Origin of the sequence: Flavobacterium sp. 90 (assembly GCF_004339525.1) — a bacterium.
In the GTDB taxonomy this organism is placed as follows: Bacteria; Bacteroidota; Bacteroidia; order Flavobacteriales; family Flavobacteriaceae; genus Flavobacterium.
This window is the reverse complement of the sequence record NZ_SMGE01000001.1, coordinates 1,772,092-1,791,793: the sequence shown is the minus strand read 5'-3', so window position 1 is coordinate 1,791,793 and position 19,702 is coordinate 1,772,092. Positions and strand designations below refer to the sequence as shown.

Sequence of the window (19,702 nt, the reverse complement as noted above, 5' to 3'; positions counted from 1 at the left end):
CTTTTTTGTATTTTTGAACTTCTATAAAAATAATTTAAATGGAAAATATTAAGTCTTACGTTCAACAACATAAAGATCGGTTTATCAATGAATTAATCGAATTATTAAAAATTCCGTCGGTAAGTGCTGACACTGCATACTCACAAGATGTTATCGATACAGCCGAAGCTGTTAAGGAAAGTTTAACAAAAGCAGGCTGCGATTTTGTCGAAATTTGCGATACTCCGGGCTATCCAATCATTTATGGAGAGAAAATAATCGACCCAAATTTACCTACAGTTCTAGTTTACGGACATTATGATGTTCAACCACCAGATCCTATCGAATTATGGACATCGCCACCATTCGAACCCGTAATCAAAAAAACAGAAATTCATCCAGAAGGAGCAATTTTTGCCCGTGGAGCCTGCGATGACAAAGGTCAAATGTACATGCACGTAAAAGCGCTTGAGCTTATGGTGCAAACCAATACTTTGCCTTGTAACGTAAAATTCATGATCGAAGGCGAAGAAGAAGTAGGTTCAGCAAGTTTGGCTTGGTTCGTAGAACGCAATCAAGAGAAGCTGAAAAACGACGTAATCTTAATTTCAGATACAGGAATGATCTCTAATCAACAACCGTCGATCACGACAGGTTTACGCGGTTTAAGTTATGTAGAGGTAGAAGTTACAGGTCCAAATCGTGATTTACATTCAGGATTATACGGTGGAGCAGTGGCGAACCCAATAAATGTTTTGGCAAAAATGATCGCTTCTTTGCATGACGAAGACAATCATATTACGATTCCAGGTTTCTATGATAACGTACAGGAATTATCTCTTGAAGAAAGAGCCGAAATGGCAAAAGCACCTTTCAGCTTAGAAAAATATAAAAAAGCTTTAGATCTAAATGATGTTTATGGCGAAAAAGGATATGTAACCAACGAGCGCAACTCGATTCGTCCAACATTAGACGTAAACGGAATTTGGGGCGGATATCAAGGAGAAGGAGCAAAAACGGTTATTGCGAGTAAAGCTTTTGCTAAAATTTCAATGCGTTTGGTTCCAAATCAGGATTGGCATGAAATCACAGAGCTTTTTACCAAACATTTCACAAGCATTGCGCCGTCTGGAGTTACTGTAAAAGTAACGCCACATCACGGTGGACAAGGTTATGTTACGCCAATTGATAGCGTTGGATATCAGGCAGCAAACAAAGCTTACACAGAGACTTTTGGAGTTCCGGCAATTCCTGTTCGTTCAGGCGGAAGTATTCCAATTGTAGCTTTATTCGAAAAAGAATTAAAAAGCAAAACAATCCTTATGGGCTTTGGTTTAGACAGCGATGCAATTCACTCGCCAAACGAGCACTTCGGAATCTTCAATTTCTTAAAAGGAATCGAAACTATTCCGTTGTTTTACAAATATTTTGTAGAGCTTTCTAAGTAAATTCTATTATCCTAGCAGGTTTTCAAAACCTGTTAGGTATAAAAATACAATCCGTTTATTCTTTTAGAGTAAGCGGATTTTTTTATGGGCGTTTCCGCCGTCGCGGTCGGGCTTTCGGTTATATTCCTAATTAACAAAAATTACGGAAAAAATTCCTTGTTTTTCTAAATCGGGAGATACCGCCTCTATCCCTAACGCTTAAAGGTGCAAAGGTTTTTTTCTTTTAGGCTCAAAGGTTCAGAGGTTCAAAGGTTTTTAATCTCGGAATTGAATAGGCTCCAGCTAAAGCCGGAGCCTATTCAAAAATCTTTGTCGCTTTGCATCTCTGCGCCTTTGAACCTCAAAAAATCGGCTAAAGCCATTTCCTTCGCATTTATTCTAAACCCCAGCTAAAGCCGGGGACTATTAAAAAAAACTTTGTCATTTTGCTAAGCCTCTGTCCCTTTGAGGTTTTGTTCCTTTGAACCTCAAAAAAACTTTTTTTAAAATTCTCTTGGTTATTAAAAATTAATCTCTACATTTGTAGAGCAACATCTATAAATGTAGAGTTGATTTAAGAAAAGGAAAAACAAAATTAGAATCTAATGCAATAGAAACGCATTGGTTTTATTTTGGAGATTGGAAATTCTATTCGAACAAAGGGAAAATCGTCGAAATTAAAAAATACAATAGCGGGGAATTAATTTCGGCACAAAAAATACAATAATCCAAATAATATTAAATTTATGAAAAAACTAATTGCTTTCTTTATTGTAATGAATCTTGGTTTAATGCAAGCACAAACGTATCAGAAATTTGTTCAAAAAGGTGATTCTTGTTACGAAGCAAAAGATTATAAAACATCTGTTGGTTATTATGAAAAAGCTTTTAAAATAGAGCATAAAACCTCGGGAGATTTGTATAATGGGGCGTGTTCTGCAGCTTTATTAAATGAGAATAAAAAAGCATTTGGTTGGTTAAATTTAGCAATTGATAATGGTTATGAGGGTATAGCGCATTTGCAAATAGATAAAGATTTGGAATCTTTACACAGTAAAAAAGAGTGGCAAGAATTAATTACTAGATTTCAAAAGAAATTAGAAATTTTAGAGGTGAATTATGATAAACCTTTGCAAAAAGAACTTTTAGCAATTTATGCGGATGATCAGGGTATTCGCGGAGATTTTATGAAAGTTTATAAAGAGAAAGGTTCCGGAAGCAAAGAGATCGATAGTATTGGAAAAATAATGACGTACAAGGATAGTATAAATCTAATTAAAGTCTCAAAAATACTCGATGAAAGAGGTTGGCTTGGAAAAGATGTCGTAGGATCGCAGGCAAATCAGACTTTATTCTTAGTAATACAGCACTCTGACTTAAAATACCAGCAAAAGTATTTGCCAATGATGAGAGAAGCGGTTAAAAAAGGCAATGCAAATCCTGGTAATTTAGCATATCTGGAAGATAGAGTATCTTTAAGAGAAAGACATAAGCAAATTTACGGAAGTCAAATTTCTATGATTCCGGGTCAAAAAGCGTTTGTTCTGCCACTTGATGATCCTGATAATGTAGATAAAAGAAGAGCTGAAGTTGGTCTGGGACCAATCGCAGATTATGTGAAAAAAATGGGCATAACTTGGGATGTAGAAGCTTATAAGAAAGAACTTCCGGAATTGGAAAGAATAAGTCAGCAGAAAAAGAAAAAATAGTGTACGGATTTTAGAAAGATTATAGAAGCAAGATGTTAGATGCAAGATGTTAGATGGAAGATTTTAGAAATAAGATTTTTAGAATCTATTTAATACGCGGTAAAAAAAACTTAGAACCTTAGTAACTCAGAACCTTAAAACCTAAAGAAAATGCAATTATCAAATTCAGAAGAACAATTAATGGAGCATTTATGGAAGCTTGAAAAAGCTTTTATGAAAGATTTACTTGAAGCATATCCGGAACCAAAACCTGCAACAACAACAGTTGCAACGCTTTTGAAGCGAATGATCGATAAAAAATTTGTAGCGTATAATGAATTTGGGAATTCACGGGAATATTATCCGCTGGTTAAAAAAACAGCTTATTTTTCTAAACATGTAAACGGATTAATAAGTAGCTTTTTTAATAATTCGGCATCACAATTTGCTTCTTTTTTTACGACCGAAACTAATTTATCAACTTCGGAATTAGAAGAGCTCAAGAAAATAATCGATTCAGAAATTCAAAAAAAGAAAAAATGATAAACTATCTTTTAAAATCAGGAATACTGCTTTTGGTTTTTTATGTAGTATATAAATTATGGCTAGAAAACGAAAAAATGTTTCGTTTTAATCGTGCTTATTTACTCGGAAGTTTGGTTTTTAGTTTAATTATTCCGTTGCAATTGTTCTCATTTGAACTTCCTTTTTTAACAAAAATAAGTATGATTGAATTGGACGGAATCGTAATTAGAACCAATAAAGTTGTTGCAGACAAAGTCAATTACGGCGAAATCATAATGTATGTTTTAGGTGTAGTTTATGTGGTTGTTGCACTTATTCTGATCTTCCGTTTTGTATTGAATTTATTTTCTTTTTATAAAAAAATGAAAAACAATAAAACTCAGCTTATACACAATCATAAAGTGGTTTTGATAAAAGAGACGATTTTGCCCCATTCTTTCTGGAATACCATTTTTATTAATGAAGAAGAGTTTGAAAACAATAAAATTCCGCTAGAATTATTAACGCATGAACAAGCACATTTACAACAAAAACATACTTTGGATATTCTGTTTATCGAGATTTTGCAAATTATATTTTGGTTTAATCCACTTATGAATCTTTACAAAAAAGTCATAAAATTAAATCATGAATTCTTGGCAGATGAAGCAGTAAATAATCAGTTTAATTCAGTTTCAGATTATCAAAATTTGCTGCTTGAAATGGTTTCCAGTAAAAGTAATGTTGGGTTAGCGAGTACAATTAATTATCAAATAACTAAAAAACGATTTATAATGATGACAAAAGAAAAATCTCCGGTTAAAAGTATGTTCAAAGTTTTGAGCATTGGTGTAATTAGCAGCTTATTGTTGTTTGTTTTTAGCACGAAAACTTCAGCGCAAGAAGTGTTGAACAAAATTACTGATCCAGAAAAAGTACATTATGTTTCAATAACAGATGTCGAATTAAAACCTGACTATCCAGGCGGAATGACAGAGTTCTATAAGTTTGTTGGGCAAAATTTTAAGATGCCAGCTGAAGCAACAAAGAACAAAATTAATGGAAAAGCTTATGTGCAGTTTATAGTTGAAAAAGATGGAAGTTTGTCTGACATAAAAGTCTTAAGAGATGCCGGGTATGGAATTGGTGCTGAGGCAATTCGTATTTTGAAACGTTGCCCAAAATGGATACCGGGAACTATAGAAGGAAAACCTGTTAGAGTAATGTACAGTCTGCCAATATCGGTTCAGGCGGCATCGTAACAAAAAAAATCCGCTTCTTTTGCTTAGAAGCGGATAAATAAAAAACTAAAAAAAAATTCTAAAAAACAAATAATTCAGATCTTAGAACAAATCCGGATTATATCCAAAATAGGGCATAATCTGTTCGTTAAAAACAACCCCATATTCTTCTAACTCCTTCAAAATTGGTTGATACACTTCTTCTTTAATCGGAAGTTGTACGCCAGGAGTTGTAATTTTTTTATTCAAAATCAATAATGTCGCCATTGCAACCGGTAATCCAACCGTTTTTGCCATTGCCGTATATGTTTGATCGTCGCCAATACAAACCATTTTTGAGTCAATTTGCTTTTTTTCGCCATTAAGTTCGTAACCAAACTTATGATACATTACGATCATATCTTTATCATTTGGTTCAAGAGTCCAGCTGTCTGAAAGTATTTTTTCTAATATCTGTGCCGGAGTTGCATTTGGGAGATTCACTTTTTTATCAGGATTAAACAAATCCAATTCAAGAAGTTTGTCCCACATAATATCGTCCTGATCAATTTTTAAAATCAATCTCATTTTAATTTCTACAGAATCCGTTGGATGATAAGGTAAGAATGAGTTCACGAACTCGCGGTAACTCATATTTTCTGAGCCTTCCATGGTATAACTATCATCTGTCATGCCCAGTTGTACAAACATATTCCATGCTTTTGAGTAACCAACTCTTCGAATTGTTCCTCTATATAAGGTAAGAATATCATCTAAACCATAAATCGATCTGTATTTAAGAGAATCACGGTTAGAATAAGCTTCAAATTTGCCGTAATCTTCTACTTCAAGAAACTCAGTTCTACGAAATAAAGCGCCGTACGGAATATATTTATAAGTTCCTTCCTGAATAAATTTTGCTGCTCCGCCTTGTCCGGCCAAAACAACATTTCTAGGCGCCCATGTAAATTTGTAATTCCATAAATTATTATCAGATTCCGGAGCGACTAAACCACCGCAAAACGATTCAAAAAGCAACATTTTGCCACCTTTAGCTCTAATTTCGTCAATAACTTTCATGGCACTCATATGATCGATTCCCGGATCGAGACCAATTTCGTTCATGAAAATCAAATTGCTTTTCTTGGCTTCTTCATCCAGAGCTTGCATTGCATCACTTATATAAGATGCAGTTACAAGATGTTTTTTAAATTCTAAACAATCTTTGGCAATTTCGATATGCAAATGCGCCGGTAACATTGAGATTACTATAGAAGCTTTTTCTATAACAGCTTTTCTTTCGGGAGCATTAAAAATATCTAAAGCTATTGGAGTTGCATTGGGGTGTTTCTGCGTCTTTTTTTCGGCTAGAGCCAAAGAAAGATCGGCTACAATAAGATGTAGATTTTCACTTTCAGATTTAGATAACAAATATCGTATCAATGACGATGCAGATCTGCCTGCTCCAATAATTAAAATGCTTCTCATGTTTTAAATTTATAACACAAATATATTAAAATGTTATATATGTAACACTTTTAATTTAGAAAAAATACATTCTTTTTTATTTTAATGCCAAAATGTGGCGGATTTCCTTTTAATAAAATATTTTTGAAAAGTAAAAAGCTTTTTAAATTCTATTGAAGTATTTTTGTTCAACTATAAAAAGAAAGTATAGAAACTATGGAAAGAAGAATTGTTTTAACAGGAGCTTTTATCGGAATGTTAGCTATTATTTTAGGTGCTTTTGGAGCCCATTTATTAAAGAAGTATTTAGCTGTCGAAGAATTAAATACTTTTGAAGTTGGGGTTCGTTACCAAATGTATCATGCTCTCTTTTTATTCTTTTTATCTACCAGAAAAGACATCGCCGAAAAAACTTTAAAAACAATCTATAATTTAGTTGTTGCCGGTGTTGTTCTTTTTAGTGGTTCAATCTATTTATTGGCTACAAAAAGTATCAGTTCATTTGATTTTAAAATTATCGTATTCGCAACTCCTTTAGGCGGTTTCTTATTAATTATTGCTTGGGCGTTATTATTTGTTACGATTTTGAGGAGAAAATCATAAAATCCCGAATAAAAAATTCTATCTAAAAATTAATCTTTAATTTTGTCTCATAAATAACATATAATCTTATTTATGTGAATTTATTTTGTTTTTTACTTTAAACAGCAAAAAATGTAACAAATTCATTTATAAGGTTATAAGAAAACAAATTAAAAGCAGTTATTTTTTTGTTTTATTAAATTTAAAGATCAATTTTTACTTTATTGATATAAATTAAAGTGAAATTGAAATATTTTTAAAGGTTTAATAATAAATTCTATAATTTTGCTTTTTATAAATATCACACACAACTAAAAATTTATGGACAGTCACACAGTTTTCACGCAATCGATTTCGCTAAATGATTTAGGAATTGAAAATGCAAAAGTTCGCTACCAATTATCTGCAGATGAATTGCATGCGATTACTTTGCAATCAGGCCAAGGTGTTGAGAACTCTACTGGAGCTTTGGCAATTAATACAGGTGAATTTACAGGACGTTCTCCACAAGATCGTTTTATTGTAAAAGATAGTATAACTGAAGATAAGGTTTGGTGGGGAAATGTCAATATTCCGTTTTCAACAGAAGCTTTCGAAAAATTATACAATAAGGTAACTAAGTTTTTATCAGACAAAGAAGTTTTTGTACGTGATTCTTATGTTTGTTCAGATGCAAATTATAGATTAAATGTTCGCGTTGTTACAGAAACAGCTTGGTCAAACTTGTTTTGCTATAATATGTTCTTAAGACCAGAAGAGTCTGAACTGGCAAACTTTACGCCGGAATGGACAGTGATTTGTGCACCAAGTTTTATGGCAGATCCTGCTGTAGATGGAACACGTCAGTCTAATTTTGCAATTTTGGACTTTACTAAAAAAGTGGCACTTATTGGCGGAACTGGTTACACAGGAGAAATGAAAAAAGGAATTTTCTCTGCTTTAAATTTCATTCTACCGGTTTTCAAAAATACTTTACCAATGCATTGTAGTGCAAATGTTGGAGAAGCTGGAGATACGGCTATTTTCTTTGGATTATCAGGAACAGGAAAAACAACTTTATCGGCAGATCCGGAACGTAAGTTAATTGGAGACGATGAACACGGTTGGACTGCAGAAAATACAGTTTTCAACTTTGAAGGCGGTTGTTATGCAAAAGTGATTAACTTAACAGAAGAAAACGAACCGGACATTTTTAGAGCGATTAAAAAAGGAGCTCTTTTAGAAAATGTGGTTTTCAAATCTGGAACAAACGAAGTTGATTATGATGATGTTTCGATCACTCAAAATACGCGTGTAAGTTACCCAATAACACATATTGATAATATTCAGCCGGGATCTATTGGACATAATCCTAAAAATATATTTTTCTTAACGGCAGATTCTTTCGGAATTTTGCCTCCAATCTCAAAACTAACTCCTGGACAAGCAGCTTATTATTTCATCTCAGGATATACAGCAAAAGTTGCAGGAACAGAAGCTGGAGTAACTGAACCACAACCTAACTTTTCGGCTTGTTTTGGTGCACCATTTATGCCATTGCATCCAACACGTTATGCAGAAATGCTAACTAAGAAAATGGAAGATGCGGGTGTAAAAGTTTGGTTGATCAACACAGGTTGGACAGGCGGACCTTACGGAACAGGAAGTCGTATGAAGTTGAAATATACTCGTGCAATGATTACTGCAGCATTAAAAGGAGAATTGGATACTGTAGAATTTAAGAATCATAAAGTATTTGGAATTGCACAACCAGAAAGTTGTCCAAACGTTCCAAGTGAAATTTTAGATCCAAGAAATACTTGGGCAGATCCTGAATTATATGATAAAAAAGCAATAGAATTGGCTCAAAAATTCAAAGCTAATTTTGCCAAATTTGAAGAATTTGCAAATGCCGAAATCTTGGCTGGCGCACCGATTACAGAATAAGGAAAGTTACTAATTCACATTTAGAAAAAGCTGTTCAGTGATGAACAGCTTTTTTGTTTTTTATGAAAATTCGAGTTAAAGTGTTGTTATGTCAGGCTGAGCGAAGTCGAAGCCCACGCAAAGAACTTCGACTTGGTTTTCAATACATTGAAATGTTATTTAGTTTGTGACCTTTCGTTGTGGGGCTTCGACTCCGCTCAGCCTGACAAATATTGAGTTTTCAGTCACAGTTAAGAAACTGAAAACTGCGACTGCGACTGCAAACTTACTTCTTCGCTTCATCAATACGTTTCTGAATCAAATCCCAGGCATAATAATGAAAAGTCATTCCGTTGCTCATGGCTACAAGAAGACCGTTTTTGAAATTTCCGCCTAAGTTTATGCTCGTTGCATCAGCGCCATCACATTCAATAGTCGAAGTTGGAATTTCTGCTAATAGAGGATAATTGTTCGGATTGCCTTTTGCACCTTCTCTAGGATAAACCATAAAAGTATTGGCTTGTTGATTTGAAACTAAAATATATCCGGTAGAATCTGTTTTTTTATAGATTGCGATTCCTTCATTATCAGCTTTGAAGCCAGTTTTTCCGAAAAGTGTGATTTCTTTGTTGTCATTTAAAGCAGGATCGGCTTTGTATTTTCTGATTCCGAATTGTTCGTCGCAATATAAAACGGTTCCTAATTCGTTATCAACTGCAATAGCTTCGATTTCTTTTTTTCCGCTATAAGCGCCAAATTTACGAACCACTTTTGCTGTAGCAAATTTTCCATTTCCAGAAAGTTCATATTGCCATAAATAACTTCCTGATGGTCCTGATTTTCTGCCTACGATTGCAAATATTTTATTATCGCTTTTTCTGGTATACAAAGCAATTCCCATTGGATCACGTAATTCTTCGCCTTCAAAAACAGCGATTCCGCCATTGTCAATTGCTTTTAAATCAGGTAAACTAAAGATTCTTATTTTATTAGATTCACGTTCTGTAGTTACGGCAACGTCAACTTTTTTTCCGTCGATTATTAAACCATAAGCGATATCAACATTATTCGGACGTTTTAAAACTTCTGATTTTGCAACGATTTTTCCCTTTAAATCAAAAGCATACAAAGCACCATCTGTGTCTTTATCAGTTCCTACGATAATACTTTTTGAAGCATCTGTTGGATGAATCCAAATAGAAGGATCATCTGTATCGTGAGGTAAAGCTTCAGTAACAACAGTTGGTTTTACGGCATTTGCAGCAACAGGAGCTAATTTATCATCTTTACAAGCGATGAATAAAATGCTAGAAAGTAAAATAGTAAGTATAAATTTATTTTTCATTATGGATTTCATTTTAATAAAATTAGACAGAACCGTTAAGTTCTGCCTAATTTAGGAATTTTATAAATTGGTTATTACAAGTCAAGCTTCAAACCAAAATTATATCTGGCTTGGTAGTATTCTGCTTGTTTGGTGTGCGCCTCAACTCCTTGATAGTAGCGTAAAGGCTGGTTTGTTAAGTTGTTAGCTTCGGCAAAAAGGCGAAGTTTTGGAGTAATTTTGAACGAAGCATTTGCATCTAAGAAAAATTGCTTGTCATAATAACTGTCTTTGTAAGATTCAGAACCCAATTCATCTAAATAATCTGAAGTGAAATTCGTAGAAACTCTCGCAGAAAAACGTTTGTTTTCCCAAGACAATGAACCATTAAACATATGCGGCGTTGTTCCAGGAAGACTGATATTATTTCTTTCGTTTCCGTCTTCGTCAGCAATTCCTTTTGCTTTAGATTTTGTGTAAGTATAGTTCAAATAGATACCAAATCCTTTTAAGAATTTCCCCGGAAGGAAATCTAATTGACGTTGAAATGCAACTTCAAATCCGTAAACATCAACTTTATCTCCATTTCTTGATTGTAAAAATGACCAGTTTTCACCAACAGGAATTGGATTAGTTTGGTTAGGGAAATCAGCAGCAAATTTTGCAGCGTCATATTGATTATCACTATAATTGTAAATGAAATCATTTAATCTTTTGTAGAAAACTCCTCCCGAAATTAAACCAACAGATTTGAAATAATTCTCAGCCATGAAATCATAGTTGTAAGAGTAAGTTGCGTTAAGATCCGGATTTCCGGCGCTAATTTCTTTGTCAGCAGCAATATTATTTACATAAGGCGCCAATGCATAGTAGTTTGGTCTTGCCAATGCAGTTGTTGCAGCAGCTCTTAGAACTAAATCTTTTGTAGCATTATATTGAAAAGAAAGACTTGGCATTACATTCGTGTAGGCATTTGTTGTGTTGATTTGGCTTTCTAATTCTTCTTCATCCAAAACTCTGTTTCCGGTATAATCGATATGAGTATTCTCTACACGAAAACCTAAAACCATAGATAGTTTGTCGTTAAAATCCTGATCCCATCTTACATAAGCAGCATAAATACTTTCTTTGGCATTATAATTTACTGCTAAAAATTCTGCAGGATCTGCTGCTTTATCAAATAATGCAGTATTATTCAAATCTAAACTTCCTAAGAAATTTGCCGATGCAAAAGTTCCTGGAACATATTTGCTTCCCGGATTAAAGTTTTTTCCATCATAATAACTTGTTGGAACGCCAGATAATAAAGCAATATCGTCATTGATTGGTTCGTAAGAATAGAAGTTGTTGTTTCTTTCTTTTTCTTTCAAACGAAGTCTAAGACCTGTTCGTAATCTTCCTTTTTCAGATGGAATAATGGTGAAAGGAAAACGGATATTAATTTTTGCTCCAAATTCACTTTCGCTCGTTTCATCCGTGTTTTCAGTAACCGATTGAAATTTGAATTTGTCTAATGATTCTCCCGTTGTTGTAATCAAAGGAAATCTAATATCAGATAAATCTTCTGTCAGATCAAGACCTTTCTGACGGTATTCGATATAACGCTCTTCAGGACGATATTCTCTGGCTTTTGCATAATTTGCAGACCAGTCTAAATCTAATTTAGAGTTGATTAAGTGTTCTCCACGAATCGAATAATTCTGAACACGTTGATCTTCTAATCTTCTATTTTTGTTGCGATTATTGTCAATTCCACCTTTTGTTTGACGTTTTACACGACCTGTAAATCCAGTGATTTCTTCACCATTATAAATAGGTTCAATATCATCATAAGTCGTTCTGAAACGGTTTTCACGATCATCTCTCCAATTGTAAATTGCATTGGCAAAAATGGTATTGTTATCGTCAAATTTATAATCTAACGCTACAGATCCGCTACGACGAATACGTTGTACGTCGTATTTTCTAATTTCTGAAGCTTGCAGATATTCATTTCCAAAATCATCTTTTACCCATTCGTTTTCGATGTTGTCAGATCCGTAATCTACATTATTATAAGATCCGCTGAAAACCGCACCAAGTTTATTGTCCAGAAAGCGATTTCCGTAAACAAAACCTGCAGTGTAAGTTCCGTGCTCACGAATTGGCATATAACCTCCGGCAAGAGTTGCAGAGATTCTTTCGCCATTTGGAGTTGCTCTGGTTACTAAATTAACAGAACCTCCAATCGCATCAGCATCCATATCTGGAGTTAAAGTTTTGTTGACTTCGATTGTAGAAATCATATCAGACGGAATTAAATCCATTTGTACGTTTCTATTATCTCCTTCAGCAGATGGGATTCTGTCACCATTTAAAGTTACCGAGTTCAATGACGGAGCAAGACCTCTAATAATAATGTTACGAGCTTCACCCTGATCATTTTGCATTGTGATTCCCGGAACACGTTTTAGAGCGTCTCCAACATTAGCATCCGGAAAACGTCCCATTTGATCAGATGAGATTACGTTTCCGATGTTTTTATTGTTTTTTTGTTGGTTCAACGCTTTTGCCTGACCTTTTAAAATGTCTCCAACAACAACTTCATTCAGTTCTGTTCCTGAAGTTTTAAGCGCAAAATCAATCACGTTATTTTTACCTTGTTCTACAGTGATTTCTTGAGTTATTGCTGTATATCCTATATATTTTACTTGTACCTGATAAGTTCCCGCGTTGATGTTAAGTAACTCAAAACGACCATTGTAATCTGATACTGTGTATTTGTTTTCTCCTACAATCTGAATCATCGCTCCCGGCAAAGGAAGTTTGTCATCAATGTCTAATACTTTTCCTGAGATTATGGCTTTTTGAGCATAACCTGAAAAGGCTAAAAGCATGAATGTTACTACTAAATAAATTTTTTTCATTGTGTTTTAGTTTGATTTCTTGCGAAACTAGAACCTTAATGTTATTAAAGGAGTTGAAAAAAATTAACATAGTGTTATGATTCCTCTGCAACATTAGAAATAGATTAATGTTAAAATAACATTTAATAAAACTTAAATTTTATAAGCTCAACTGAAAACAAATCAACTATTTAACTAAGAATTAAATTTTTGGCGCTAAATTTGCCGTATCAATCACAATCAAAAATCATCAATCATGTTAAAACAATTTTTTATCCTATGTTCCGGGACAGATCGAGACTTACTCGAAGGTTGTTCAGAAGGCGAACAAACCAAATATGTTGGTATTGGCGCCACCGTTTTCTTTACCGCAGTTATGGCTTTCCTTGCCAGTGCTTATGCGCTTTTTACTGTTTTTGATTCTATTTATCCCGCTTTAATTTTTGGATTTGTATGGAGTTTACTTATTTTTAATTTGGATCGATTTATCGTTTCTACGATTAAAAAGAGAGATCGTTTTATGGATGAATTTCTGCAAGCGACACCTCGAATTATGTTGGCAATTATTATTGCAATCGTAATCTCAAAGCCTTTAGAAATTAAAATTTTCGAAAAAGAAATCAATACCGTTTTGTTGAAAGAGAAAAACGAAATGGAATTGGCGAATAAAAAACAAGTTGGAAATTATTTCAAATCAGATTTAGATAAAAACAAAGCTGAGATCGCAGCTTTGAAAGCCGATATTCTGAAGAAAGAAAAAGAAGTAAATGCTTTATATTCAACTTATATTACAGAAGCCGAAGGAACGACAGGAACTAAAAAACTAGGAAAAGGACCAGTTTATAAAGAGAAACGCGAAAAGCACGATGCAACTTTAAAGGAATTTGAAACTTTAAAAACGACAAACGAAGCTAAAATTGCCGAGAAAGAAAAACTAGGTAAACAGCTTCAGAGTGATTTAGACAAAAAAGTATCGCAAACACAACCAATTATTGAAGGTTTTGACGGATTAATGGCGCGTATTAATGCATTGGATAAATTACCTTGGCTACCCTCATTTTTTATAATGTTGTTGTTTCTTGCGATTGAAACATCTCCAATTATAGCAAAATTATTATCTCCAAAAGGAGAATTTGATTTTAAACAAGAAGAAGCCGAAACAGCGATGAAAGCTACTTTGGCACAAAACAAATATCAACGTGATTTGTTAATCAAAACAAGTGCTCAAATGCACGATAAAGTTTACGCTGATATTGCCGAAGATAAAAGTCTCTACGATCTACAACGAAAAAACGCAAAAGAATTACTGGAACTGCAATCCAATAGTTTTGTAGAAAAGCAAAAAGCGACTCTATAAGTCTTAAAGTCAAAAGTCTGAAAGTTTTGACTTTTGTCTAAAATAAAAAAGCCAGAATAGAATTTTCTATTTCTGGCTTTCTTTTTATATAAATAAAGTACTTTAAGACTTTCGACTTTTGACTTTACGACTAAATTACATGTAACTCAATATTTCTTTTTTATAAGTATCATATTCTCCTTGCATGATTAAACCATTATCAAGCAATTTTTTGTAATTCTGTAATTTATCAAAAAGTTCTTCTTTAGATAATTCACTTAATTTACGATCTCCGGTTGGAGCTGGATTTTGTTGCTGAATTGGCTCATAAGTTTCGTAAGGAGTTGTTGCAGGTAAAATTTCTGCATAATTTGTTACTTCTTCCGTTTCAACTTCTTCAACATCAAGATCATCTTCTTCTTCAACTGCTTGCGCTGTTTCTACGACTGGAGTTTCAGCAACAATTGGATTTTTTAATAAATCTAATTGCTCTTTTGCGTAAGTATAAATTTTTCTAGCCTGAGTTTTCGGAATGTAATCAATCGAAATTGTCAGGTCAGTTGTAGTTCCAAATGAAAATTCAGAACCCAAAATATTCTCTTTTACAAAAGTGCTTGCAATATCATCCCAGGTATAATCTGTAAAATCCATTGAAAGACCTAAATTTTTAGGTTTGCAAATAATAATACGTTTATTCGTTAAGATTATGCTATCTGGAAAAACAGTAATTGCTGGTTTTTTTTGAACCGCGATATAACCAATTTCTTCGTTTTTCATCAATAAATCGTTGAGTTTCGAAGTGATTTTTTCAATCGCTTTTGGATCTTGTTCTTCGTTCAGAAATTTTTTAAATTGTTCTTTCATGTTCTATAAGTTGCTAAGTTGCAAATTAATTGAGTGGTTAAGTTTATATCTTACGCTGCAAATGTAATGCCTAATTTTCTAATTCAATAATTTCATTCTGGATTTTCTTTGTCAAACTTTTGAAAACCAATTCATACGAGTGATCAATCAATTCTTTGATAAAAGCAGTCGGTAAATTTCCGTTTAAAGCAATCGTATTCCAATGAACTTTGCTCATATGAAAACCTGGTTTTATCTCATCATATTCTGCTCTTAGTTCCTGAGCGCGTTCCGGATCACATTTTAAATTCACCGAAGGTTCATTTTTTTCCCATTGAGCAAGTGAAGATAAAGCAAACATTTTTCCGCCAACTTTAAAAACCAAAGTGTCTTCATCAAAAGGAAAATGTTCGCTAACGCCTTTTTTCGAAAGACAATATTCGTAATACGTTTCTAGATTCATATAAATTTTTTATTTTCCAATTTCGCCTAAATGCGTGTATTTAAATCCTTTTTCATATTTCAGCCCATAACCAAAAATCCGATCCATTGCCGAATGCGAAAATAATATAATCCCAATAAGCTGAACGATTTCAAGTTTTAAGAAACAGCCAATTATATATAAAGAAACGGCAATCCCTTTATGATGAAATAAGTTATATAAAAAGGCGCCGGTTTTATTGCCAAAGGCATAACCAATCATAGAAAGATCGGGTGCCAAAATCAAAACCAAAAACCACCACCATTGATAATTGAGTAAGCTAAATAAATAGATTCCGAGGATAAATAATCCTAATTCTTCAAGTTTTACGATTGTTTTCATAGTTTCTTTTCCATCATTTTCTCCGGATGTTCCAAAGGTTTAAAACCAAATTTCTCATATAAAAAATGAGCATCACTTGTTGCTAATCTCCAAATTTTAATGTCTTTGAGAATCGGTTCGTTCATCATCGTTTCAATCAAAATAGACGAATATCCTTTTCCGCGATGTTCTTCAGTAATAAAAACATCCATTACATATCCAAAAACTACATAATCTGTAATGACACGTGCAAAGCCAATTTGTTTGTTATTTAAGTAAATTCCAAAACAAACAGAAGCATCAATTGTAGTTTGTACTTCTTCGATAGTTCTTCCCGCAGCCCAATAAATATCCTTTAGGAAATTTTGAATAAAAGGAACATTAAGTTTGTCTTTATCAGTTGAAACAGTAATCATATTGTATTAGTTTTTTTGCCACGAATTACACAAATTTGCACCAATTTTTATATGCTTAAAGAAATAAAATAATTCGCGAAAATTTGTGTAATTCGTGGCAAACTTTAAATTTTATATAAAATAGGTTTACTCGGACTTGCGTCATTTTCAAACGAAGCGATTTGTAAATTTAGTATATAATCGCCATTCTGAATTTCGTTAGAAACATAAATCATTTCAGTAATTGTTGCGTTTAAACGTGCATCAACGTTTAGATTAACCGTGTCTTTTACATTCCAAAATGCTTTGTGAGCCAATAATTTTCCTTCGTCATGTTCTTTGTCAACACTTGGTAAATCGATTAACAAATGCTGAATTTCGCTTTCGCGGATGAAAATCGCAGCTTCTTCAGATAAATAAGGCGGATTTGTATTCGAGTATTTTCTTGACTTTTTATTTTGTTGATTTGGAAGTGTTCGAATAATAATTGCTTCCGGTTTTGCACCATTTAGCGAAGCTTCATCTTTTGTCATATTGAGCGAAGTCGAAATATGTTCTTTTGTAATCACCAAATCATCACCAATCTTTTCAGGTTCAACCGTAATCAGTTTTGCAAAAAAGAAAAACTGTTTCAACGTTTGATTAATGCTATAAAAGTCATTCGTAATATGCCCTAAACATTCCGTATGTGTTCCGTGTCCGTGCGGATTAAAAAAGATATTATTGAAATTGGTAGAAGATTTTCCTTCAGAAACTTTCCCGATCCAATCGCCAAAAACCACAGGTTCAATAACTGGTTTTTCAATATACCAAGCAATTGGATTTTCGTCTGTATTCGTTAATGGAATTGAGATATCAATGGGTTTTGATAAGTCTATTTCGAAGTTGTTGATTTTTGCTATCATGTTGATTTAACCGCAAGGTTCGCTAAGGTTTACGCAAAGGGCGCTAGGCTTTTATTAAAGATTGTTTGCTACTCTTTTAATTCCGTTTTTTATTAAAGAAACATTGAAATTTATTAACAAACCTAATTTGCAATTTGTTAATTTTAAATAAGTCAATAGTTGTGCAAAATGTATTTCATTTAAACAATCGACTGCTTTTATTTCCAAAATTAATTTATTTTCTACTAAAATATCTAATCGATAACCAATATCTAATTTAATTTCTTCGTAAATTAAAGGTAAAGCCTTTTGTTTTTCAACTAATAAGCCGAATTTTCTTAACTCGTAAAATAAGCACTCTTCGTAAGCACTTTCTAAAAGCCCAGGCCCTAAAGTTTGATGAACCTTCAAAGCTGAATGGAACACAATTCGTGATAAATCATTTTCTGACATGAGTTTTAATTATAAACATTAAGACTCAAATATAGTATTTAAAAGTTCTAAAAGTAAGTTTTAGATTACAATAAAAACAAAATAGCGTTCTTTGCGTAAACCTTAGCGAACCTTGCGGTTAAGCCTTTATTCCAAATTTAAGTAAAAGAGATCACTTGCAATTCCATCTGTTAGAAATTTTCCTTTTATGGTTGGTTTTAGAATGTTATTTTCAATCGAAAGCAATTCGTCATTCAAGAATTTTTGGCTTTGTTTTTTGAGATAATCAAGATATTCCAAACCAAATTCAGTTTCAATTCTTTCTAGCGAAACACCCCAAATGGTTCTCAATCCAGTCATAATATATTCATTATAACGATCAGAAATTGTTAGAATTTCAGTCTCAATTGGAAGTTCATCATTTTGAATTGATTTTATATAAAGCGAATTATTGGCAATATTCCAGCCTCTTTTCTCGCCATCATAACTATGTGCCGAAGGTCCGATTCCGATATATTTTTTACCCAACCAATACGCCGAATTGTTTTTAGAGAAATAACCTTCTTTTCCGAAATTGGATAATTCATAATGAATAAAACCATTTTTCTGAAGCTTTTCTACCAAAATCATAAAGTGATTTGAAGCAACTTCGTCTTGTGGCTCAGCAATTTTCCCGGTATCAATTAGTTTTCTTAAAGCTGTTTTGGGTTCAACTGTCAAAGCATAACTCGAAATATGTGGAATGCCAAATGACAACGCCGTTTCGATATTTTGTTTCCACATTTCGTCAGTCAATCCGGGAATTCCGTAAATTAAATCAAGCGAAATATTATCAAAGTATTTAGTCGCTTCTTGCAAACATTTTATGGCTTCCGCCGAATTATGAGCGCGATTCATCATCTTCAAATCTTCTTCATAAAAAGACTGAATTCCAATGCTTAAACGGTTTATAGGGCTTTTTGATAATTCAAGGATTCGTTCTGCAGATAAATCATCCGGATTTGCTTCGAGCGTTATTTCCGGATTTTCAACAACGTTATAATTGCTGTAAACCGTATCAATTAAAAAGTTTATTTCGTCATTCGTCAAAACCGACGGTGTTCCTCCTCCAAAATATATAGTCTCAATTTGATTGTCACTTTGAGCGGAGTCGAAAAGCTTAAACTCATTTTTTCGCATGACAATTTCTTTGGCTAAAGCCAAAACCATATCATCTTTCTTTTTCATCGAAGTCGAAAAATGAAAGTCGCAATAGTTGCAAGCCTGTTTGCAAAAAGGAATATGAATGTAGATACCGCTCATTTTTAATTAGATAATTTGAGAATGTGTCAATTAGATAATTTATTCATTGTCTACAGAATTATCTAATTTTCTAATTGGCACATTGACTCATTTCTTAACTCGTTCTTCGTTTTGTTTTACAAAAGCATCCCAACCAGTATAACTTTTTCCCGCAACAATTTTTCCGGAGTTAAAGAAATGACAAACTGCAGCCGCCAAACCATCTGTTGAATCGAGGTTTTTGGGTAATTCTTTCAAGCCTAAAAGTTGTTGCAGCATTTTGGCAACTTGTTCTTTACTGGCGTTTCCGTTTCCGGTAATTGCCATTTTTATCTTTTTTGGTTCGTATTCTGTAATCGGAATATCTCTCGAAAGTCCCGCTGCCATTGCAACGCCTTGTGCTCGACCTAGCTTTAGCATCGACTGAACGTTTTTGCCAAAGAAAGGCGCTTCAATCGCGATTTCATCAGGATTGTGTGTTTCGATTAATTCGATCGTACGCTCAAAAATGATCTTTAGCTTTTGGTAATGATTGTCATATTTGGAAAGCTGCAATTCGTTAAGTTGCAAAAATTCCATTTTTTTATTGATGACTTTAATCAATCCAAAACCCATAATTGTCGTTCCGGGGTCGATACCTAATATGATGCGTTCTTTTGTCAAGGGTTTTTTGTTTCAAGTTTAAGGTTTAGAAAACTGACTCATTTTCTAATTTTCAAATTGGCACATTTGTATTGCCACACTTTCA

At 33.4% G+C, this 19,702-nt stretch carries 18 protein-coding genes; 7 read left to right on the top strand and 11 right to left on the bottom strand.

All coding sequences use genetic code 11. The annotated features are described in order from the left end of the window. Nucleotides 1-38: 38 nt before the first annotated feature. The 4 genes from C8C83_RS07155 (at nt 39) to C8C83_RS07140 (ending at nt 4,860) form a co-directional block, all read left to right on the top strand. Complete coding sequence (locus C8C83_RS07155) at nt 39-1,427, top strand: dipeptidase (protein WP_055097353.1); 1,389 nt, start codon at nt 39-41, stop codon at nt 1,425-1,427. 725 nt (nt 1,428-2,152) lie between these two features. Next, on the top strand, nt 2,153-3,115 hold the full coding sequence (locus tag C8C83_RS07150) for a DUF6624 domain-containing protein (RefSeq protein WP_121327372.1): 963 nt from the start codon (nt 2,153-2,155) through the stop codon (nt 3,113-3,115). Between the two features lie 150 nt (nt 3,116-3,265). Continuing rightward, the gene (locus C8C83_RS07145) at nt 3,266-3,637 is read left to right on the top strand and encodes a BlaI/MecI/CopY family transcriptional regulator (protein WP_099710456.1); all 372 of its coding nucleotides are present in this window, start codon (nt 3,266-3,268) and stop codon (nt 3,635-3,637) included. Continuing rightward, a complete protein-coding gene (locus tag C8C83_RS07140; RefSeq protein WP_121327370.1) occupies nt 3,634-4,860 on the top strand; it encodes a M56 family metallopeptidase in 1,227 nt (408 codons plus the stop codon). Before C8C83_RS07145 ends, C8C83_RS07140 begins: the two co-directional genes overlap by 4 nt. A gap of 81 nt (nt 4,861-4,941) precedes the next feature. Here the strand turns inward: C8C83_RS07140 and C8C83_RS07135 are convergent, their stop codons facing one another. Continuing rightward, on the bottom strand, nt 4,942-6,306 hold the full coding sequence (locus tag C8C83_RS07135) for a saccharopine dehydrogenase C-terminal domain-containing protein (RefSeq protein WP_121327368.1): 1,365 nt from the start codon (nt 6,304-6,306) through the stop codon (nt 4,942-4,944). Nucleotides 6,307-6,501: 195 nt separating this feature from the next. Between C8C83_RS07135 and C8C83_RS07130 the strand changes: the two genes are divergently transcribed. Together C8C83_RS07130 and pckA are read left to right on the top strand one after the other, a co-directional pair. Continuing rightward, nucleotides 6,502-6,888 (top strand): DUF423 domain-containing protein, encoded by a 387-nt coding sequence (locus tag C8C83_RS07130; RefSeq protein WP_121327366.1) that lies wholly within the window; start codon nt 6,502-6,504, stop codon nt 6,886-6,888. 300 nt (nt 6,889-7,188) lie between these two features. Next, nucleotides 7,189-8,793: a phosphoenolpyruvate carboxykinase (ATP) gene (gene pckA, locus C8C83_RS07125; RefSeq protein WP_132011705.1), complete on the top strand. Its 1,605-nt coding sequence runs from the start codon at nt 7,189-7,191 to the stop codon at nt 8,791-8,793. A 265-nt stretch (nt 8,794-9,058) separates the two neighbouring features. Here the strand turns inward: pckA and C8C83_RS07120 are convergent, their stop codons facing one another. Beyond that, entirely contained in the window at nt 9,059-10,117 is a 1,059-nt protein-coding gene (locus C8C83_RS07120) for a phytase (RefSeq protein ID WP_132011704.1), read from the bottom strand. 74 nt (nt 10,118-10,191) lie between these two features. After that, entirely contained in the window at nt 10,192-13,002 is a 2,811-nt protein-coding gene (locus C8C83_RS07115) for a TonB-dependent receptor (RefSeq protein WP_121327364.1), read from the bottom strand. Between the two features lie 235 nt (nt 13,003-13,237). Here C8C83_RS07115 and C8C83_RS07110 point away from each other — a divergent pair, with 235 nt between their 5' ends. Further along, the gene (locus C8C83_RS07110; protein WP_132011703.1) at nt 13,238-14,338 is read left to right on the top strand and encodes a DUF4407 domain-containing protein; all 1,101 of its coding nucleotides are present in this window, start codon (nt 13,238-13,240) and stop codon (nt 14,336-14,338) included. Nucleotides 14,339-14,473: 135 nt separating this feature from the next. Here C8C83_RS07110 and C8C83_RS07105 read toward each other — a convergent pair whose 3' ends face one another. From C8C83_RS07105 to ruvC, 8 genes are all read right to left on the bottom strand, one after another. Further along, nucleotides 14,474-15,181 (bottom strand): PH domain-containing protein, encoded by a 708-nt coding sequence (locus tag C8C83_RS07105; RefSeq protein ID WP_121327362.1) that lies wholly within the window; start codon nt 15,179-15,181, stop codon nt 14,474-14,476. A gap of 70 nt (nt 15,182-15,251) precedes the next feature. Continuing rightward, on the bottom strand, nt 15,252-15,623 hold the full coding sequence (locus C8C83_RS07100) for an MmcQ/YjbR family DNA-binding protein (RefSeq protein ID WP_099710464.1): 372 nt from the start codon (nt 15,621-15,623) through the stop codon (nt 15,252-15,254). Nucleotides 15,624-15,632: 9 nt separating this feature from the next. Next, nucleotides 15,633-15,983, bottom strand: coding sequence for a DUF4260 domain-containing protein (locus C8C83_RS07095; protein ID WP_121327360.1), 351 nt, complete (start codon nt 15,981-15,983; stop codon nt 15,633-15,635). Then, entirely contained in the window at nt 15,980-16,378 is a 399-nt protein-coding gene (locus C8C83_RS07090; RefSeq protein WP_121327358.1) for a GNAT family N-acetyltransferase, read from the bottom strand. Before C8C83_RS07090 ends, C8C83_RS07095 begins: the two co-directional genes overlap by 4 nt. A gap of 104 nt (nt 16,379-16,482) precedes the next feature. Continuing rightward, entirely contained in the window at nt 16,483-17,262 is a 780-nt protein-coding gene (locus tag C8C83_RS07085; RefSeq protein WP_121327356.1) for a cyclase family protein, read from the bottom strand. Nucleotides 17,263-17,316: 54 nt separating this feature from the next. Continuing rightward, nucleotides 17,317-17,694, bottom strand: coding sequence for a GxxExxY protein (locus C8C83_RS07080; protein ID WP_121327354.1), 378 nt, complete (start codon nt 17,692-17,694; stop codon nt 17,317-17,319). Between the two features lie 126 nt (nt 17,695-17,820). Next, entirely contained in the window at nt 17,821-18,975 is a 1,155-nt protein-coding gene (gene hemW / locus C8C83_RS07075; RefSeq protein WP_121327352.1) for a radical SAM family heme chaperone HemW, read from the bottom strand. An 87-nt stretch (nt 18,976-19,062) separates the two neighbouring features. Continuing rightward, complete coding sequence (ruvC, locus tag C8C83_RS07070; RefSeq protein WP_041516637.1) at nt 19,063-19,617, bottom strand: crossover junction endodeoxyribonuclease RuvC; 555 nt, start codon at nt 19,615-19,617, stop codon at nt 19,063-19,065. Nucleotides 19,618-19,702 lie beyond the last annotated feature (85 nt).

Bases quoted from the DNA above. Each gene is read 5' to 3' on its own strand.
- C8C83_RS07115 (WP_121327364.1), bottom strand. From the start codon at position 13,002: ATGAAAAAAATTTATTTAGTAGTAACATTCATGCTTTTAGCCTTTTCA.
- C8C83_RS07110 (WP_132011703.1), top strand. From the start codon at position 13,238: ATGTTAAAACAATTTTTTATCCTATGTTCCGGGACAGATCGAGACTTA.
- hemW (WP_121327352.1), bottom strand. From the start codon at position 18,975: ATGAGCGGTATCTACATTCATATTCCTTTTTGCAAACAGGCTTGCAAC.
- C8C83_RS07080 (WP_121327354.1), bottom strand. From the start codon at position 17,694: ATGTCAGAAAATGATTTATCACGAATTGTGTTCCATTCAGCTTTGAAG.
- C8C83_RS07085 (WP_121327356.1), bottom strand. From the start codon at position 17,262: ATGATAGCAAAAATCAACAACTTCGAAATAGACTTATCAAAACCCATT.
- C8C83_RS07090 (WP_121327358.1), bottom strand. From the start codon at position 16,378: ATGATTACTGTTTCAACTGATAAAGACAAACTTAATGTTCCTTTTATT.
- C8C83_RS07140 (WP_121327370.1), top strand. From the start codon at position 3,634: ATGATAAACTATCTTTTAAAATCAGGAATACTGCTTTTGGTTTTTTAT.
- C8C83_RS07100 (WP_099710464.1), bottom strand. From the start codon at position 15,623: ATGAATCTAGAAACGTATTACGAATATTGTCTTTCGAAAAAAGGCGTT.
- pckA (WP_132011705.1), top strand. From the start codon at position 7,189: ATGGACAGTCACACAGTTTTCACGCAATCGATTTCGCTAAATGATTTA.
- C8C83_RS07095 (WP_121327360.1), bottom strand. From the start codon at position 15,983: ATGAAAACAATCGTAAAACTTGAAGAATTAGGATTATTTATCCTCGGA.
- C8C83_RS07130 (WP_121327366.1), top strand. From the start codon at position 6,502: ATGGAAAGAAGAATTGTTTTAACAGGAGCTTTTATCGGAATGTTAGCT.
- C8C83_RS07145 (WP_099710456.1), top strand. From the start codon at position 3,266: ATGCAATTATCAAATTCAGAAGAACAATTAATGGAGCATTTATGGAAG.
- C8C83_RS07120 (WP_132011704.1), bottom strand. From the start codon at position 10,117: ATGAAAAATAAATTTATACTTACTATTTTACTTTCTAGCATTTTATTC.
- C8C83_RS07150 (WP_121327372.1), top strand. From the start codon at position 2,153: ATGAAAAAACTAATTGCTTTCTTTATTGTAATGAATCTTGGTTTAATG.
- C8C83_RS07155 (WP_055097353.1), top strand. From the start codon at position 39: ATGGAAAATATTAAGTCTTACGTTCAACAACATAAAGATCGGTTTATC.
- C8C83_RS07105 (WP_121327362.1), bottom strand. From the start codon at position 15,181: ATGAAAGAACAATTTAAAAAATTTCTGAACGAAGAACAAGATCCAAAA.
- C8C83_RS07135 (WP_121327368.1), bottom strand. From the start codon at position 6,306: ATGAGAAGCATTTTAATTATTGGAGCAGGCAGATCTGCATCGTCATTG.